The following is a 16,626-nucleotide window of genomic DNA, read 5'->3' on the forward strand; positions in this document are numbered from 1 at the left end:
ATCAACCCACCAGGTTGTCGGCCATCTCCTCGGTGATGCTGGACTCCGTGCCCGGAATGCCGAGGTCCTGGGCCCGCTTGTCGGCCATCGCCAGCAGGCGGCGGATACGGCCGGCGACGGCGTCCTTGGTCAGCGGCGGGTCGGCGAGGGCGCCCAGCTCCTCCAGCGAGGCCTGCTTGTGCTCCATGCGCAGGCGCCCGGCGGCGGCGAGGTGCTCGGGCACGTCGTCGGCGAGGATCTCCAGCGCGCGCTGCACCCGGGCACCGGCGGCGACGGCCGCGCGGGCCGAGCGGCGCAGGTTGGCGTCGTCGAAGTTGGCGAGCCGGTTCGCCGTCGCCCGCACCTCGCGGCGCATCCGGCGCTCCTCCCAGGCCAGCACCGACTCATGGGCGCCGAGCCGGGTGAGCAGCGCGCCGATCGCGTCGCCGTCCCGGACGACCACGCGGTCCACGCCGCGCACCTCGCGGGCCTTCGCGGCGATGGACAGCCGGCGGGCGGCGCCGACCAGGGCGAGCGCGGCCTCGGGGCCCGGGCAGGTCACTTCCAGGGAGGACGAGCGGCCGGGCTCGGTGAGCGAGCCGTGCGCCAGGAACGCCCCGCGCCAGGCGGCCTCCGCGTCACAGGTGGCCCCGGAGACGACCTGCGGGGGCAGGCCGCGGATCGGGCGGCCCCGGCCGTCGACCAGGCCGGTCTGCCGGGCCAGCTGGTCACCGCCGGCGACGACCCGGACGACGTAACGCGAGCCGCGGCGCAGTCCGCCCGGCGCCATCACGATCAGCTCCGAGCTGTGGCCGAAGATCTCCAGGATGTCCCGCTTGAGTCTGCGGGCCGCCATCGCGGTGTCCAGCTCCGCCTCGATCACGATGCGCCCGCTCACCAGGTGAAGGCCGCCGGCGAACCGCAGGATGGCGGAGACCTCCGCCTTTCTGCAGCAGGTACGGGTGACGGGGAGCCGGGAGATCTCGTCCTTCACCGCTGCCGTCATCGCCATGGGCCGATCCTTCCATGCATCCGAAAAATACGGTCGTACGCGGCGGCCAACAGCTCCGGGTCGTGCCTCGGGGTTCCGTCGGGCCGGGCCACCGGGGCCAGCTCGACCGCGGCGCCGAACCGCTTGGCGGCATCGGTGAGCGAGTCACGGTCGGGCACGGCGGCCTCGTCGGCCAGCACCACGTCCAGGGCGAGTTTAGGGGCGTGTCGTCCCAAAACCTCCAAATGACGCTGCGGGGAGAAGCCTTCGGTTTCTCCGGGCTGCGGGGCGAGGTTCAGCGAGAGTACCCGGCGCGCCTTCGTCTCGGTGAGGGCGTCCAGCAGTTCCGGCACCAGCAGGTGCGGGATGACCGAGGAGAACCAGGAGCCGGGGCCGAGGACCACCCAGTCCGCGTCCATGACCGCGGCCACCGCCTCGGGGACGGCGGGCGGGTCGTGCGGCACCACGTGCACCGACTGCACCTCACCGGGGGTGAGGGCGACGGTGGCCTGGCCGCGGACGGTGTCCACCTCCTCCGGGCGCTCCGGGTCGTGACCCTTGACCAGGGCCTGGAGCTCCAGGGGGACGGCGGACATGGGCAGCACGCGCCCGTGCGCGCCGAGGAGCTTGCCGACCAGGTCCAGGGCCTGGACATGGTCGCCGAGCTGCTCCCACAGGGCGACGATCAGCACATTGCCGACCGCGTGGTCGTGCAGGTCGCCCTGGGAGTGGAAGCGGTGCTGGATCACGCGGGCCCAGGTCTGGCCCCAGTCGTCGTCGCCGCACAGCGCGGCCAGCGCCTTGCGCAGGTCGCCCGGCGGCAGGACGCCCAGCTCGTCGCGGAGCCGGCCGCTGGAGCCGCCGTCGTCGGCGACGGTGACGACGGCGGTGAGGTCACCGGTGATGCGGCGCAGCGCGGCGAGCGAGGCGGACAGGCCCATGCCGCCGCCGAGGGCGACGACCTTGGGCTGGGCGCCGCGGCGGCGGGGCCTGGCGCCCCGGACCTCGACGGGCCGGCCCGCGCGGGACTCGGGCACCGTCCGGCCCAGCCTGCCGAGCCGGGCCAGCCGCGGAGAACGTGCGGTCATTCGCGTCCCATGTCCCGGTGTACGACCACCGTCTCCACGCCCTGGGAGACGAGGCGGGCGGCGAGCTTCTCGGAGGTGGCGACGGAGCGGTGCTTGCCGCCCGTGCAGCCGACCGCGATGGTCACGTACCGCTTGCCCTCGCGGCGGTAGCCGGCCGCGATGAGCTGGAGCAGTTCGCTGTAGCGGTCGATGAACTCCTTGGCGCCGGGCTGGTTGAAGACGTACGCCGACACCTCCTCGTTGAGGCCGGTGTAGGGGCGCAGCTCCGGGACCCAGTGCGGGTTGGGCAGGAAGCGCATGTCCACGACCAGGTCGGCGTCGACGGGGAGGCCGTACTTGAAGCCGAAGGACATGACGGTGGCCCGCAGCTCGGGCTCCTCCTCGCCGGCGAACTGGGCGTCCATCTTGGCGCGCAGTTCGTGCACGTTGAGGCTGGAGGTGTCGATGACCAGGTCGGCGTCGCCGCGCAGCTCGCGCAGCAGTTCGCGCTCGGCGGCGATGCCGTCGACGATGCGGCCGTCGCCCTGGAGGGGGTGCGGGCGGCGCACGGACTCGAAGCGGCGCACCAGGGCGTCGTCGGAGGACTCCAGGAAGACGATCCGCCGGGTGACGTGCTTGGCCTCCAGGTCGGCGAGGGACTCGCGGAGGTTGTCGAAGAAGCGCCGGCCGCGGACGTCGACGACCACCGCGATCCGGGCGACATTGCCCTGGGAGCGGGCGCCGAGCTCCACCATGGTGGGGATCAGCGCGGGCGGGAGGTTGTCGACGACGAACCAGCCGAGGTCCTCCAGGCACTTCGCGGCGGTCGACCGGCCGGCTCCGGACATCCCGGAGATGATCACCAGCTCGGGGATGGCCGCCTCCGGGATCCCGGCGGCGTCGCCGTTCGCGCCCGTACTCGTGCCCGTACTCACCTGTGCTCCGTCTCCGCCCTGGCTCTCTGGGCCTGGGGTCTCTTGGCCTTCGTGCTCGTTCACATTCATGTCTCCTGCCCCCGTCGTTCGTCCGGGGCGCCCGCCGTCGCGGGCTCCCCTGTGGAACCCATGGTGCCGGGTTCCTCTTCCATGATCTCTCCAGTGGCCGTGTTCACAGCAGGGGCGGCCGGTGCCGCCTGGGCGAGCGCCACGGCAATGGTCTCGGCCGTTTTGCGGCCTATGCCGGGAACCTCGCAGATCTGATCGATGGTGGCAGACCGAAGTTTCTTCAACGAGCCGAAATGTTTCAGAAGCGCCTGCTTACGGGTGTCCCCCAGCCCGGGTACGTCGTCCAGGGGGCTCGACCGGAACCGCTTGGCCCGCTTGGTGCGCTGGTAGGTGATCGCGAAGCGGTGGGCCTCGTCACGGACGCGCTGGAGGAGGTAGAGGCCCTCACTGGTGCGGGGCAGGACGACCGGGTCCTCCTCGTCGGGCAGCCAGACCTCCTCCAGGCGCTTGGCCAGACCGCAGACGGCGACGTCGTCGATGCCGAGCTCGTCGAGGGCCTTCTTGGCGGCGGCCACCTGCGGCCGGCCGCCGTCGACGACGACGAGCTGGGGCGGGTAGGCGAACTTCTTGGGACGGCCGTTGTCCTCGGTGAGGGTGTTCCCGGAGGCGTCCCGGAAGTCGTCCTGGGGGTCTGGGGAGCCGCTGCCGGAGCCGTCCTCGACCCACTCCCCCGTCTTCTCCTTCTCGGCGATGTACCGCTTGAAGCGGCGGGTGATGACCTCGTGCATGGAGCGGACGTCGTCCTGGCCCTCGAAGCCCTTGATCTGGAAGCGGCGGTACTCGCTCTTGCGCTGGAGGCCGTCCTCGAAGACGACCATGGAGGCCACGACGTCGTCGCCCTGGAGGTGGGAGATGTCGTAGCACTCGATCCTGAGCGGGGCGCTGTCGAGGTCGAGGGCCTCGGCGATCTCCTCCAGGGCGCGCGAGCGGGTCGTCAGGTCGGAGGCGCGCTTGGTCTTGTGCAGCACGAGGGCCTGCTGGGCGTTGCGCGCCACGGTCTCCATGAGGGCCTTCTTGTCGCCGCGCTGCGGGATGCGCAGCGAGACGTTGGACCCGCGGCGGCCGGTGAGCCACTCCTGGACCGGCTCGAGGGGGTCGGGCAGGGCCGGGACGAGGACCTCCCTGGGGACGGAGTCGCCGGTCTCCTCGCCGTAGAGCTGTTGCAGGGCGTGCTCGACGAGGGCACCGGTGGTGATCTCCTCGACCTTGTCGGTGACCCAGCCGCGCTGGCCGCGCACGCGCCCGCCGCGCACGTGGAAGATCTGGACGGCCGCTTCGAGCTCGTCCTCGGCGACCGCGATCAGGTCGGCGTCGGTCGCGTCGGCGAGCACGACCGCGTTCTTCTCCATGGCCTTCTTCAGGGCCTCGATGTCGTCGCGCAGGCGGGCCGCCCGCTCGTACTCCATCTCCTCGGCGGCCTCCGTCATCCGCTTCTCCAGACGGCGGAGGTAGGTGCCGGTGCGGCCGGCCATGAAGTCGCTGAACTCCTCGGCGAGTTCGCGGTGTTCGTCGGCCGAGACCCGGCCGACACAGGGCGCCGAGCACTTGCCGATGTAGCCGAGCAGACAGGGCCGGCCGGTGCGGGCGGCGTTCTTGAAGACACCGGCGGAGCAGGTCCGGACGGGGAAGACGCGCAGCAGGAGGTCGACGGTGTCGCGGATCGCCCACGCGTGCCCGTACGGGCCGAAGTACCTGACGCCCTTCTTCTTGTGACCGCGCATCACCTGCACGCGCGGGAACTCCTCGTTCATCGTCACCGCGAGGTACGGGTAGCTCTTGTCGTCGCGGTACTTGACGTTGAACCGGGGGTCGTACTCCTTGATCCAGGAATACTCCAGTTGCAGGGCCTCGACCTCCGTGGACACCACCGTCCACTCCACGGACGCGGCGGTGGTCACCATCGTGCGGGTGCGGGGGTGCAGGTTCGCCAGGTCCTGGAAGTAGTTCGCCAGGCGCTGGCGCAGGCTTTTCGCCTTTCCGACGTAGATCACCCGGCGGTGCTCGTCGCGGAACCTGTAGACCCCGGGAGAGTCCGGGATCTGTCCCGGCACGGGGCGGTAGCTGGAGGGGTCGGCCATGCTTCACACCCTACTGGCGGGCGGTGACAGTCCGGCGGGGCTGTGGACGACGCCAGCGCGACTCCAGGAACGTGAGAACGGCCGGTACCCGCCGGTGGTCGTCGGTCACCGAGCCGCCCCGGCCGATGCGGTCCAGGGCCTCGATGGACTCCTCGACCACGGTGACCCGGCCCTTGAGGAGGTAGCGGGCGGTGTGCGGGGGCGAGGTCCAGGAGCCCCGCCGCGTCACCGGCCTGGCCCACGACCTCGTACCCGAACCGCTCGCACAGGCTCGCCAGGCCTTCCCTCCCGGTTCCTGGAGGCCGCGCGCGCCCTGCCGGAGCGCGACGGTGTCGCCGTCGCCCTGACCGGCCGCGTCACGTCCGTCATCATCCCGATCTCCACGCACTCGCTGGACGACTTCGAGGAACTCGTCGCCGCCGGCCCCGCTCGCGGCTTCCTGCGCAAGTCGGCGCTCTCCACCCGGGCGATCGGAGCAGTACTCGACAACAGCGGTTCCGGCGCGCCGACTTGACCTGACCAGTCACGTATCAGCCGCGCACGGGCCGCTGTTGGTCCGGAGGTGTTGTCGGGACTAGATCAACACGCTTCAATGCGGGGGAACTCGGGGCCGTGAACGACGGCGCACGGAAGCCGCGGCGTACGTACTCAAAGACGCCGCTGCGCCGGCGGGTGACCCCGAGGACACCCCCCACGCACGGTCTGACCAGCCGTTGCGAACACCCACAGAAAGGCCCCTGCATGCCGCACGCCACACAGCACGCGGACGTCGCCGCCGTCGTCGCCACCGCGGAACTGGACTCGGCCCTGCGAGGCGGCCCCTTCCACGTGGCCCTGCGTGCCGCGATCGCCGCCCGCGGTCTGCCGCTCCAGCGGGTGCAGCACCATCTGTCACGTCACGGGGTCAAAGTCGGCGTCACCAGCCTGAGCTACTGGCAGCAGGGCGCACGGCGGCCGCAGCGCCCCGAGTCGCTGCGCGCCGTCCGCGCCCTGGAGGAGATCCTCCAGCTGCCCGAGGAGTCGCTGATCAGGCTGCTCGCCGAGAGCGACGACACCGCGACCGGCCAGCACCCCGCCGCCCGCTCCTACCGCTCCCTGGTCGAGGCCTCGGGCGTGCTGCACCGGCTGCTCGCCGAGCTGGACTCGCCCGTGGACGGCGGCCTGCACACCCTCGGCCACCACGAGCGGGTGCGGATAGGCGGGCGCCGCGAACTCCTCGGGCGCGAGTCGCACCACATCGTGCGCGCCCACAAGGACGGCGTCGACCGCTTCGTCGCCGTCCACCACGGCGACCCGGGATGCGTGCCGGAGCGGATGCAGGTGCACGCCCTGGAGAACTGCCGCACGGGACGCGTCCGGCTGCACCACGACACCGGGGTGCTCGTAGCCGAACTGCTCTTCGACACCCGGCTCCGGGCCGGCGAGACGTTCCTGTTCCGCTACGCCGTCGAGGACGGCACGGCCGGCGTGTCCCGCGAGTACGTCCGCGGGTTCGGGCCGGCCGGCGGCCAGTACGCGCTCCAGGTGCGGTTCGACGAGAACGCGCTGCCGACCCGCTGCCACCGCTTCACCCAGCACTCGCCGGCGGCCCCGCGCAGCGGCCGCCAGGAACTCGCCCTCACCGGCCTGCACCGCTCGGTCCACATCGTCGAGCCACGGGTGCGCAGCGGGATCGTGGGGATCGGGTGGGACTGGGAGTAGGGCGCGCCCCCTGAGGGCCGGGCAACCTGGGCACGATACTGCGCGTAAACGCTTGCGCAAGCGTTTACGCGCAGCTCCGGATGGGATACGTTCCCGGCCTGAAGGTGTTGCCGGTGGTCGTCACCGGCCCGGAACGGGGGATGTCATGCCGACCATGGCCGACGTGGCGCGCAGCGCGGGCGTCTCCGTGGCGACCGTCTCGCACGTGCTCAACGGCACCCGCCCGGTCCTCCCCCACACCCGCCAGGCCGTCCTGGACGCCATGGACGAGCTCGGCTACACGCCCAACACCCTCGCCCGTTCCCTGGTGACGTCCCGCACCCGCTCCATCGGCCTCGCGGTGTCGGCGATCAGCAACCCGTACTTCACGGAGATCCTCCAGGGCGTCGAGGCCGAGACCCTGCGCCACGGCTACAGCCTCCTCATCGCCGACCCGCACGACGACCCCGCCCATGAGCGCAAGGTCGTCCAGCTGCTGCACGAGCGGCGGGTGGACGGCATGATCGTCGCGCCCTCCGCGGAGCCCGGCGACCTGCTCGCCTACCTCGACCGCCACCGGGTGCCGACCGTACTCCTGGACCGGGTGGTCGAGGGCCCGCCGCACTTCGACCAGGTCTGCGCCGAGAACGCCGGGCCGACGAGCCGGCTCGTCACCCACCTCGCCGGACTCGGCCACCGGCGGATCGGCCTGGTCGCGGGCCTGCCGGGGCTGAGCACCAGCGGCGAGCGGCTCGCCGGGTACCGCTCCGGCCTCACGGCCGCCGGCCTGCCGTACGACGAACAGCTCGTCGCGTACGGCGACTCCGCGTCGGCCGGTGCCGAGCGGGCGACCGCCGCGCTGCTGTCCCTCGCCGATCCGCCCACGGCCCTCGTCACGGCCAACAACGCGATGACCATCGGCGCCCTGCGCACCCTGCGCGACCGTGGCCTGTCCGTGCCCGGCGACCTCGCGCTGTGCTGCTTCGACGACTTCGCCTGGGCCGACCTCTTCTCGCCCCGGCTCACCGCGATCGCCCAGCCGAGCAAGGAGCTGGGCGCCGAGGCGGTCCGGGTGCTCCTGGCGCGGCTGGCCGCCCCGGACCGGCCGGCCGGGACCGTGCGCCTGCCGTGCACGTTCGTCCACCGCAGCTCGTGCGGCTGCGCCGACTCCCCGGACCGGCCGACCCCGTTCGAGACAGCTGAGAAGTGCGAGAAGTTCGAGAAGTTCGAGAAGTTCGAGAAGTTCTCGAAGTCCGAGAAAGGACCCGACTCGTGATCGTCGTCGCCGGTGAGGCCCTCATCGATCTGGTACCGCAGGGCACGGGCGCCCTGGCGGGGCTCACGCCGGCGCTCGGCGGCGGCCCGTACAACACCGCCGTGGCCCTCGGCCGCCTCGGCTCCCCCACCGCCTTCTGCTCCCGTACGTCGTCCGACGCGTTCGGCGAGGCGCTGCTGGACGGGCTTCGGCGGGCGTCGGTGGACGTGTCGGCCGTACAGCGCGGCCCGGAACCGACCACGCTGGCCGTGGCCACGATCGACGCGCACGGCTCGGCCGCCTACTCCTTCTACGTCGACGGCACCGCCGACCGCCTGTTCACGGCCCCCGACCGGCTCCCCGCCGGTACGCGCGCGGTGTCCTTCGGCACCTGTTCGCTGGTGCTGGAGCCGGGGGCGAGCGCCTACGAGGAGCTGATGCGGGCGGCGGCCGCGCGGGGCGTGTTCACCGCGCTCGACCCCAACATCCGCGCCGGGCTGATCCCGGACCCGGACGCCTACCGGGCCCGGTTCAAGAGCTGGCTGCCGTCGGTGTCGCTGCTGAAGCTCTCCGAGGAGGACGCGCTGTGGCTGGGCGGCACCCCGCGCGAGTGGCTGGCGTCGGGCCCGTCGGCCGTGGTCATCACGCAGGGCGGTGAGGGGCTGACCGCGTTCACCCGGGACGGGGGCGTGCACGCGGTGCCGGGCGAGGAGGTCGACGTCGTCGACACGATCGGCGCGGGCGACACCGTGAACGCGGCCCTGCTGCACGGGCTCTCCGCCCTCGACGCCCTGTCCGCGGAGGGGGTCGAGGCGCTGCGCCGGGACGACTGGACGCGGCTGCTGCGGTTCGCGGCGCGCGCGGCGGCGGTCACCTGCTCACGGGCCGGGGCGGAGCCGCCGTACGCCGACGAGGTGGCGGGGATCTAGCGGGCTGGGGTCTACGGGCGGGATCCCAGGGGGCCTGAAACGGCGCCGGGAGGCGGCCGTCGGCCGGCCGCCTCCCAGTTGTCCGCCGTTCTGCCCTGTCAGGCCTTGCGGGCCCGGGTCGCCTTCTTCGCAGGGGCCGCCTTCTTCGCGGAGGCTGCCTTCTTCGCGGCCGCGGTGCCCGTCTTGGCCGTCGCCGTCTTCTTCGCCGTCGACCTGGCCGCGACCGTCTTCGCGGCCGCCGTCTTCTTGGCCGCCGTCTTCGTCGCCGCCCGGCGCGGGGCCTTCACCGAGGATCCGTCGCTGATGCGGTCGGCGCCGAGGATCTCGCGGAGGAACTTGCCGGTGTGGCTCGCGGGGACCCCGGCGACCTCCTCGGGCGTGCCCTCGGCGACGACGAGACCGCCGCCCGCGCCACCCTCGGGACCCATGTCGACGATCCAGTCGGCGGTCTTGATCACGTCGAGGTTGTGCTCGATGACGATGACCGTGTTGCCCTTGTCGACGAGGCCGGCGAGGACCTTCAGCAGCTTGCTGATGTCCTCGAAGTGCAGACCGGTGGTCGGCTCGTCGAGGACGTAGACCGTGCGTCCGGTGGAGCGCTTCTGGAGCTCGCTGGCGAGCTTCACGCGCTGGGCCTCACCACCGGAGAGGGTCGTCGCGGACTGGCCGAGGCGGACATAACCCAGACCGACGTCGTTGAGCGTCTTCAGGTGGCGGTTGATCGCCGGGACGGCCTCGAAGAAGTTCATCGCCTCCTCGATGGGCATGTTCAGGACCTCGGCGATGGACTTGCCCTTGTAGTGGACCTCCAGGGTCTCCCGGTTGTACCGGGCGCCGTGGCAGACCTCGCACGGGACGTAGACGTCCGGGAGGAAGTTCATCTCGATCTTGATGGTGCCGTCGCCCGCGCAGTTCTCGCAGCGGCCGCCCTTGACGTTGAAGGAGAAGCGGCCCGGCAGGTAGCCGCGGACCTTCGCCTCGGTGGTCTCGGCGAACAGCTTGCGGACGTGGTCGAAGACGCCGGTGTACGTCGCCGGGTTGGACCGCGGGGTGCGGCCGATGGGCGACTGGTCGACGTGCACGACCTTGTCGACGAGGTCGTCGCCGTCCACGCGCGTGTGCCGTCCCGGAACGCTCCTGGCGCCGTTCAGCTCACGGGCCAGGTGCGTGTACAGGATGTCGTTGACCAGGGTGGACTTGCCGGAGCCGGAGACGCCGGTGACCGCGGTGAAGACGCCGAGCGGGAACGAGACGTCGATGTCCTGGAGGTTGTTCTCCCGGGCGCCGTGCACGGTGAGTCGCCGGGACGGGTCGTGCGGGCGGCGGATGTCCGGGATCGGGATGGCCTTCTTGCCGGACAGGTACTGGCCCGTCATCGACTCCGCGTTGGCGAGCAGCTCCTTCATGGAGCCGCTGTGCACGACCTTGCCGCCGTGCTCACCGGCGCCGGGGCCGATGTCGACGACCCAGTCGGCGACCTTGATGGTGTCCTCGTCGTGCTCGACGACGATGAGCGTGTTGCCCATGTCGCGCAGCCGGACGAGGGTCTCGATCAGCCGGTGGTTGTCGCGCTGGTGCAGACCGATGGACGGCTCGTCGAGGACGTACAGCACGCCGACGAGTCCGGAGCCGATCTGGGTGGCCAGGCGGATGCGCTGGGCCTCGCCGCCGGAGAGGGTGCCGGCCGCGCGGTTGAGCGAGAGGTAGTCCAGGCCGACGTCGACGAGGAACTTCAGCCGCTCGTTGACCTCCTTCAGCACCCGCTCGGCGATCTTCTTGTCGCGGGCGTTGAGCTTGAGCTCGCCCAGGAAGTCCGCGCAGTCGCTGATGGACATGCCGGAGACCTCGGCGATCGACTTCCCCATGATGGTGACCGCGAGGACGATCGGCTTCAGGCGCGTGCCCTGGCAGGTGGGGCAGGGCACCTCGCGCATGTAGCCCTCGAAGCGCTCGCGGCTGGCGTCGCTCTCGGACTCGCTGTGCCGGCGCTTGACGAAGGGGACGGCGCCTTCGAAGGGCGTCGTGTACACGCGCTCGCGGCCGTACCGGTTGCGGTACCGCACCTCGATCTGCGTCTTGTGGCCGTAGAGCAGGGCCTTCTTGGCGCGCTGCGGCAGCCCGGCGAACGGGATGTCCGTGCGGAAGCCGAGCGCGTCCGCCAGGGCGCCGATCAGTCGGCCGAAGTAGTCCTTGGTGTGGCCGTGCGACCAGGGGTGGATGGCGCCCTCGTCGAGGGACTTGTCCTCGTCCGGGACGATCAGCTCCGGGTCGACCTCCATGCGCGTGCCGATGCCCGTGCACTCGGGGCAGGCGCCGAAGGGCGAGTTGAAGGAGAAGGAGCGGGGCTCCAGCTCCTCGAAGGACAGGTCGTCGTAGGCGCAGTACAGGTGCTCCGAGTACATGCGCTCGCGCTCGGGGTCGTCGGCGGGCAGGTCGACGAAGTCGAGGACGACCATGCCGCCGGACAGGCCGAGGGCGGTCTCCACGGAGTCGGTGAGGCGGCGCTTGGCGGAGTCCTTCACCGTGAGCCGGTCGACGACCACCTCGATGGTGTGCTTCTCCTGCTTCTTCAGCGTGGGCGGCTCGGAGAGCTGGATGGTCTCACCGTCGACCCGCGCGCGGGAGTAGCCCTTGGTCTGGAGGTCGGCGAAGAGGTCGACGAACTCGCCCTTGCGCTCGCGCACCAGCGGCGACAGCACCTGGAAGCGGCTCCCCTCCGGCAGCTCCAGGACCTTGTCGACGATGGCCTGCGGCGACTGGCGCGCGATGGGCCGGCCGCACTCGGGGCAGTGCGGCTTGCCGATGCGGGCGAAGAGCAGCCGGAGGTAGTCGTAGACCTCGGTGATGGTGCCGACCGTCGAGCGCGGGTTGCGGGAGGTCGACTTCTGGTCGATCGAGACCGCCGGGGAGAGGCCCTCGATGAAGTCGACGTCGGGCTTGTCCATCTGGCCGAGGAACTGGCGGGCGTACGAGGAGAGCGATTCCACGTAGCGACGCTGGCCCTCGGCGAAGATGGTGTCGAAGGCCAGGGAGGACTTGCCCGACCCGGACAGGCCCGTGAAAACGATGAGCGAGTCGCGTGGCAGGTCGAGCGAGACGTTCTTCAGGTTGTGCTCGCGCGCGCCACGGACGATGAGACGGTCGGCCACGCCGGTCCGCACCTTTCTTGAGAGAAGTGACAGGGGCGAGGCCCCCGTGTCTTCTCACACTAGGGGGAGCCACTGACAACGCCGGTCGGATTCCCGAATGGGAGAACAATCCCGGACCATCCAGCATGCCCGACGCCACGACCGACCATATAGCACGCGCATTCGATTTACGGCACTGCTTCACCACCTTCACCCAAAGGTGTGGCGGGACTAGGGTCGGCGGCATGATTGATCACGCGCATGACCTGGCGTCTGTACGTGACGCTACGGATCGGCTGCTCACCGCAGTCGCCAAACGGGACAACGCGTCGGTGGCCGAGCCGTCACGGCTTCCCGGGTGGAGCCGAGGTCACGTCCTCGCCCACCTCGCCCGCAACGCGGACGCGCTCGTGAACGTGCTGCGGGGCCTGCCCATGTACGCCTCCGGCGACGCCCGGGACGCCGACATCGAGCGCGACGCCCCGCGCCCCCTCGACGTCCAGCTCGCGGACGTCCGCGACAGCGCCGCCCGCTTCCAGGAGGCGGGGGCCGTGCCGGCCGACTGGTCCCGCACCGTGGAGCTGCGCAACGGCGTGACCGACTCGGCGTCCCGGGTTCCGTTCCGGCGATGGGTGGAGGTGGAGCTGCACCACGTCGACCTGGGGATCGGGTACGAGCTGGAGGATCTGCCGGAGGAGTTCACGGACCGGGAGATCGCGTTCCTCGCCGACCGCTTCACCGGGCACCCCGACGTACCCCCGACACGGCTGACGGACGGCACGCGCGTGTGGACGACGGGTCGGGTGGGCGAGGCGGTCGCGGCCACCGTGGCGGGCTCTCCCGCGGACCTGCTCGGGTGGCTCGCCGGACGCCGGGACGGATCGACGCTGCGGGTGACGGACGGAGAGTTGCCGGAGCTTCCTCCGCTGTGAGCGCGTCCTAGACTGACCGTCATGACGTACAGCGGACAGGTGACCGTCGGTGGCCCGGCGGACGTGCATGAGCTCAAGGACCTGATGATCACCAAGATCGCGGTCGGCCCGATGGACAACAACGCCTATCTACTGCGCTGCCGGGCCACGGACGAGCAACTGCTGATCGACGCGGCCAACGACGCGGACACCCTGCTCGGGATGATCGGTGACGACGGCATCGCCTCCGTCGTCACCACCCACCAGCACGGCGACCACTGGCAGGCGCTCGCCCGGGTCGTCGAGGCGACGGGCGCGCGCACGTACGCGGGCCGGGACGACGCCGCCGGCATCCCCGTGCCGACCGATGTCCTCGTCGAGGACGGCGACACCCTCCACGTCGGCCACGTCGAGCTCACCGCCCGCCACCTGGTCGGCCACACCCCAGGCTCGATCGCCCTGGTCTACGACGACCCACACGGCCACCCGCATGTCTTCACCGGCGACTGCCTGTTCCCCGGTGGCGTGGGCAACACCCGCAAGGACCCCGAGGCGTTCGCCAGCCTCATCCACGACGTCGAGACGAAGATCTTCGACGCCCTCCCCGACGAGACCTGGGTCTACCCGGGCCACGGCAACGACACGACGCTGGGCGCGGAGCGACCGCATCTGCCGGAGTGGCACGCGCGCGGGTGGTGAACGCAGGGCCTGCCGAAGTGGGGCGGGCGCGGGTGGTGAACGCAGGGCCTGCCGAAACGGGCGCGGGTGGTGAACAACGGGCGCGCGGCGATTCTCGCGCGCCCCGTGTGAACCCTTCGCACACGCCGGAGTCATCCGCACGCTCCCGGCCCACGTTGTTGCGGGGTCAACTGGTGGCAGCCCCGCACAGGATGACGGCTCCTGCGCGGTACGGGCCGCCGGTCTTCCGATCCCCGCCCTCGACCGGCGGCCCCGGCGAACCACCGTCACAGGGAACGTTCACGAGAACGCAACACGCGTTCCCAGTATGCGGACAAAAGCCGACGTGACCTCGACAAACGGGGTGGCGTGCTGTCAATCTCCCGCCATGCACCTCGCCCCTCGCACCCTGCGCCGCGTCGTAGCCGCCGCAACGACAGCCCTGCTCGCCACCGCCGTCGGCTGTGCTCCGCAGCCCGAGGACGACGCCGCCGCCAAACCCTCGGGGTCGACGACGGGCGCCGCGTGCGCCAAGGGCAAGCTCGCCACCAAGACGTCCGGCAAGCTGACGATCGCCACCGACGAGCCGGCGTACGAGCCCTGGTTCAAGGACGACAAGCCGGCCAACGGCAAGGGCTTCGAGTCCGCGGTCGCCTACGCCGTGGCCGAGCGCCTCGGCTACGACAAGAGCGCCGTGGTCTGGCAGAGCGTCCCCTTCAACAAGGCGTTCGCGCCCGGGGAGAAGACGTTCGACTTCGACATCAACCAGGTGTCGATCAGCGCCGAGCGCAAGAAGGCCGTCGACTTCTCGTCCGGCTACTACGACGTGCGCCAGGCCGTCATCGCGCTCAAGGACTCCAAGGCCGCCAAGGCGACGAGCATCGCGGACCTCAAGGGCCTCAAACTGGGCGCCCAGGTCGGCACGACCAGCCTCAACTACATCGAGGACGTGGTGAAGCCGACGCGGCAGGCCGCCGCCTACGCCAAGAACGACCAGGCCAAGTCCGCCCTGAAGAACGGCCAGGTGGACGCGATCGTCGTCGATCTGCCGACCGCCTTCTACATCACCGCGGCCGAGGTCACGGACGCCAAGATCGTCGGCCAGTTCGAGAACCAGGGCGGCACCCCGGAGCAGTTCGGCCTCGTCCTCGACAAGGGCAGCGCGCTCACCTCCTGCGTGACCGGCGCCGTGGACGCCCTGCGCAAGGACGGCACCCTGGCGAAGATCGAGAAGCAGTGGCTGTCCGACGCCGTCGACGCCCCGGTCCTCAAGTGACGCTCACGAAGGACGAGTCCGGCGCGGAGACGCCGGACCCGGTCGACACGTACACGCCGTCCGCGCGGCGGCTGGAGCGCGAGCGCCACAAACGTGCCCGCTCCCGCCGCGCCACGGCGATCGCCGCCGTCTCGACGCTCGCCACGGCGATCGTGCTCTATCTGGTCGTCGTCAACGCGCCCGGCTGGCCGCGCACCAAGGAGACCTTCTTCAACGGGCAGTACGCACGCGAGGCGCTGCCCAAGGTCCTCGAAGGGCTCTGGCTCAACGTCCGGCTGCTGCTGATCTGCGGCGTGGCCGTGCTGGTCCTCGGCATGCTCATCGCCGTCGCCCGCACACTGCGCGGGCCGGTGTTCTTCCCGCTGCGCTTCCTCGCCGCCGCCTACACGGACTTCTTCCGCGGGCTCCCGCTCATCATCAACCTCATGATCGTCGTGCTGGGCGTCCCCGCGCTGCGGCTCCAGGGCGTGACGGTCGACCCGGTGTGGCTGGGCGGCACGGCGCTGACGCTGACCTACTCGGCGTACGTCGCCGAGGTGTTCCGCGCCGGCATCGAGTCCATCCACCCCTCGCAGCGCGCCGCGGCCCGCTCGCTCGGCCTCTCCAACCGGCAGGCGCTGCGCTACGTGGTGCTGCCGCAGGCGGTACGGCGCCAGGTGCCGCCGCTGCTCAACGACCTGGTGTCGCTACAGAAGGACACCGGGCTCGTGTCGATCGGCGGCGCCGTGGACGCCGTACGGGCCGCCGACATCATCGTGGGCCGCAGTCTCAACTACACGCCGTACATCGTCGCGGGCCTGGTGTTCGTGGCGCTGACCATCCCGATGACCCGCTTCACGGACTGGGTGACGGCGCGGATGGACCGGCGGCGCGCCCAGGGAGGGATCGCATGAGCGCCACGGACGCCCCGGTGCTGCGGATGGAGTCCGTCCGCAAGACCTTCGGCGGCTCGGTCGTGCTGCGGGACGTCGATCTGGAGGTCGCCCCGCACACGGTGACCGCGCTGATCGGCGCCTCCGGCTCGGGCAAGTCGACGCTGCTGCGCTGCGCGAACCTCCTGGAGGAGATCGACGACGGCGCTATCTGGCTGGACGGCGAGGAGATCACCGATCCGCGCGTGGACCAGGACGCGATACGCCGCCGTATCGGCGTGGTCTTCCAGGCGTACAACCTCTTCCCGCACATGACCGTGCTGGAGAACATCACCCTCGCCCCGCGCCGGGTGCACGGGGTGTCCCGCGCGGAGGCCGAGGAGCGCGGCAGGGAGCTGCTGGAGCGGCTCGGACTCGGTGGCAAGGCGGGCGAGTACCCGGACCGGCTGAGCGGCGGCCAGCAGCAGCGCGTGGCGATCGTGCGCGCGCTCGCCGTACGGCCCCGGCTGCTGCTGCTCGACGAGATCACCGCCGCCCTCGACCCGGAGCTGGTGGGCGAGGTGCTGAATGTCGTCCGTGACCTCAAGAGTGACGGCATGACCATGGTGCTGGCCACGCACGAGATGGGCTTCGCGCGGGACGTCGCCGACCAGGTTTGTTTTCTGGACGGAGGGGTCGTGCTGGAGCGCGGGAGCGCCGAGCAGATCTTCGGCGACCCGCAGCAGGAGCGCACGCGGCGCTTCCTGCGACGGATCGTGGAGGCGGGGCGACTGTAAAG

General features: G+C 71.2%; 14 protein-coding genes. 8 read left to right on the top strand and 6 right to left on the bottom strand.

The annotated features are described in order from the left end of the window. Window position 1: 1 nt before the first annotated feature. The 5 genes from whiA to EJC51_RS48660 are packed head-to-tail and all read right to left on the bottom strand — an operon-like array spanning window position 2 to window position 5,348. A complete protein-coding gene (gene whiA / locus EJC51_RS12955) occupies window positions 2-991 on the bottom strand; it encodes a DNA-binding protein WhiA (protein WP_059197355.1) in 990 nt (329 codons plus the stop codon). Further along, window positions 982-2,058 (bottom strand): gluconeogenesis factor YvcK family protein, encoded by a 1,077-nt coding sequence (locus EJC51_RS12960; protein WP_126271216.1) that lies wholly within the window; start codon window positions 2,056-2,058, stop codon window positions 982-984. Before EJC51_RS12960 ends, whiA begins: the two co-directional genes overlap by 10 nt. After that, a complete protein-coding gene (gene rapZ / locus EJC51_RS12965; protein ID WP_126271217.1) occupies window positions 2,055-3,041 on the bottom strand; it encodes an RNase adapter RapZ in 987 nt (328 codons plus the stop codon). The genes EJC51_RS12960 and rapZ overlap by 4 nt, the downstream gene beginning before the upstream one ends. Next, window positions 3,038-5,119 carry an excinuclease ABC subunit UvrC gene (gene uvrC, locus EJC51_RS12970; protein WP_126271218.1) on the bottom strand — a complete coding sequence of 694 codons (2,082 nt, stop codon included), beginning with the start codon at window positions 5,117-5,119 and terminating at the stop codon, window positions 3,038-3,040. The genes rapZ and uvrC overlap by 4 nt, the downstream gene beginning before the upstream one ends. A 10-nt stretch (window positions 5,120-5,129) precedes the next feature. Further along, window positions 5,130-5,348 (bottom strand): hypothetical protein, encoded by a 219-nt coding sequence (locus tag EJC51_RS48660; protein WP_244362599.1) that lies wholly within the window; start codon window positions 5,346-5,348, stop codon window positions 5,130-5,132. A 512-nt stretch (window positions 5,349-5,860) separates the two neighbouring features. On the opposite strand from EJC51_RS48660, the gene EJC51_RS12985 reads away from it, so the two are divergent. The 3 genes from EJC51_RS12985 to EJC51_RS12995 all read left to right on the top strand — a co-directional run bounded on the left by EJC51_RS12985 (window position 5,861) and on the right by EJC51_RS12995 (window position 8,983). Beyond that, complete coding sequence (locus EJC51_RS12985) at window positions 5,861-6,820, top strand: hypothetical protein (RefSeq protein ID WP_126271219.1); 960 nt, start codon at window positions 5,861-5,863, stop codon at window positions 6,818-6,820. A 145-nt stretch (window positions 6,821-6,965) separates the two neighbouring features. After that, a complete protein-coding gene (locus EJC51_RS12990; RefSeq protein ID WP_126271220.1) occupies window positions 6,966-8,075 on the top strand; it encodes a LacI family DNA-binding transcriptional regulator in 1,110 nt (369 codons plus the stop codon). Next, window positions 8,072-8,983, top strand: a complete 912-nt coding sequence (locus tag EJC51_RS12995) for a carbohydrate kinase family protein (protein ID WP_126271221.1) — start codon at window positions 8,072-8,074, stop codon at window positions 8,981-8,983. The genes EJC51_RS12990 and EJC51_RS12995 overlap by 4 nt, the downstream gene beginning before the upstream one ends. A 98-nt stretch (window positions 8,984-9,081) precedes the next feature. Here the strand turns inward: EJC51_RS12995 and uvrA are convergent, their stop codons facing one another. After that, window positions 9,082-12,132: an excinuclease ABC subunit UvrA gene (gene uvrA, locus EJC51_RS13000; protein WP_126271222.1), complete on the bottom strand. Its 3,051-nt coding sequence runs from the start codon at window positions 12,130-12,132 to the stop codon at window positions 9,082-9,084. A gap of 224 nt (window positions 12,133-12,356) precedes the next feature. On the opposite strand from uvrA, the gene EJC51_RS13005 reads away from it, so the two are divergent. From EJC51_RS13005 to EJC51_RS13025, 5 genes are all read left to right on the top strand, one after another. Next, window positions 12,357-13,043: a maleylpyruvate isomerase family mycothiol-dependent enzyme gene (locus EJC51_RS13005; protein ID WP_126271223.1), complete on the top strand. Its 687-nt coding sequence runs from the start codon at window positions 12,357-12,359 to the stop codon at window positions 13,041-13,043. Between the two features lie 21 nt (window positions 13,044-13,064). After that, window positions 13,065-13,721, top strand: coding sequence for an MBL fold metallo-hydrolase (locus EJC51_RS13010; protein WP_126271224.1), 657 nt, complete (start codon window positions 13,065-13,067; stop codon window positions 13,719-13,721). A 367-nt stretch (window positions 13,722-14,088) separates the two neighbouring features. Further along, window positions 14,089-14,976, top strand: coding sequence for an ABC transporter substrate-binding protein (locus EJC51_RS13015; protein ID WP_126271225.1), 888 nt, complete (start codon window positions 14,089-14,091; stop codon window positions 14,974-14,976). Continuing rightward, complete coding sequence (locus EJC51_RS13020; RefSeq protein WP_126271226.1) at window positions 14,973-15,869, top strand: amino acid ABC transporter permease; 897 nt, start codon at window positions 14,973-14,975, stop codon at window positions 15,867-15,869. The genes EJC51_RS13015 and EJC51_RS13020 overlap by 4 nt, the downstream gene beginning before the upstream one ends. Then, window positions 15,866-16,624 carry an amino acid ABC transporter ATP-binding protein gene (locus EJC51_RS13025; RefSeq protein ID WP_208870700.1) on the top strand — a complete coding sequence of 253 codons (759 nt, stop codon included), beginning with the start codon at window positions 15,866-15,868 and terminating at the stop codon, window positions 16,622-16,624. The genes EJC51_RS13020 and EJC51_RS13025 overlap by 4 nt, the downstream gene beginning before the upstream one ends. Window positions 16,625-16,626 lie beyond the last annotated feature (2 nt).

The organism is Streptomyces aquilus, assembly GCF_003955715.1.
GTDB lineage: Bacteria > Actinomycetota > Actinomycetes > Streptomycetales > Streptomycetaceae > Streptomyces > Streptomyces aquilus.

What these genes read in the sequence shown, in the direction of transcription:
- whiA (WP_059197355.1), bottom strand. Translation starts at nt 991, where the DNA reads ATGGCGATGACGGCAGCGGTGAAGGACGAGATCTCCCGGCTCCCCGTC.
- EJC51_RS12960 (WP_126271216.1), bottom strand. Translation starts at nt 2,058, where the DNA reads ATGACCGCACGTTCTCCGCGGCTGGCCCGGCTCGGCAGGCTGGGCCGG.
- rapZ (WP_126271217.1), bottom strand. Translation starts at nt 3,041, where the DNA reads ATGAATGTGAACGAGCACGAAGGCCAAGAGACCCCAGGCCCAGAGAGC.
- uvrC (WP_126271218.1), bottom strand. Translation starts at nt 5,119, where the DNA reads ATGGCCGACCCCTCCAGCTACCGCCCCGTGCCGGGACAGATCCCGGAC.
- EJC51_RS12985 (WP_126271219.1), top strand. Translation starts at nt 5,861, where the DNA reads ATGCCGCACGCCACACAGCACGCGGACGTCGCCGCCGTCGTCGCCACC.
- EJC51_RS12990 (WP_126271220.1), top strand. Translation starts at nt 6,966, where the DNA reads ATGCCGACCATGGCCGACGTGGCGCGCAGCGCGGGCGTCTCCGTGGCG.
- EJC51_RS13005 (WP_126271223.1), top strand. Translation starts at nt 12,357, where the DNA reads ATGATTGATCACGCGCATGACCTGGCGTCTGTACGTGACGCTACGGAT.
- EJC51_RS13010 (WP_126271224.1), top strand. Translation starts at nt 13,065, where the DNA reads ATGACGTACAGCGGACAGGTGACCGTCGGTGGCCCGGCGGACGTGCAT.
- EJC51_RS13015 (WP_126271225.1), top strand. Translation starts at nt 14,089, where the DNA reads ATGCACCTCGCCCCTCGCACCCTGCGCCGCGTCGTAGCCGCCGCAACG.
- EJC51_RS13025 (WP_208870700.1), top strand. Translation starts at nt 15,866, where the DNA reads ATGAGCGCCACGGACGCCCCGGTGCTGCGGATGGAGTCCGTCCGCAAG.